Origin of the sequence: Arcobacter sp. F2176 (assembly GCF_004116465.1) — a bacterium.
In the GTDB taxonomy this organism is placed as follows: Bacteria; Campylobacterota; Campylobacteria; order Campylobacterales; family Arcobacteraceae; genus Arcobacter; species Arcobacter siniprincipis.
In genome coordinates this window covers 1-404 of the sequence record NZ_PDJV01000084.1, presented here as the reverse complement: position 1 = coordinate 404, position 404 = coordinate 1, and the positions used below count along the sequence as shown (strand labels likewise).

Here is a 404-nt window from a genome sequence, read left to right as displayed (position 1 = left end):
GGATATGGAAGAGAGGATGACGCTTTGCAATATGGCAATTGAAGGGGGAGCAAAGGCTGGTATTATTGCACCAGATGAAAAAACGGTTGCTTACGTAAAAGGGCGTAAATATGCGCCGAAAGACTATGAATCTATTAAGAAAAAATGGTCAGAACTTTATACAGATTTAGATGCAGTTTATGATTTACATATTTCAGTAGATGTTACGGATTTAGCGCCGTACGTTACGTGGGGAACAAATCCTAGTATGGGTGTTCGGATTGATGAGAAATTGCCAGAAAAGTATGATGCAAATGACGAAAGAGCGTTTTCTTATATGGGATTGAGTCCCGGACAAAGTACGTATGACATTCCAGTTCAACATGTTTTCATTGGATCTTGTACAAATTCTAGGCTTTCTGACT

At 39.1% G+C, this 404-nt stretch carries 1 protein-coding gene; it reads left to right on the top strand.

Annotated features, from left to right (window positions below; translation table 11 throughout):
* Positions 1–404, top strand: a 404-nt coding sequence (locus CRU95_RS16280; RefSeq protein ID WP_258238761.1) for an aconitase family protein, incomplete at both ends; no start/stop codon positions are given.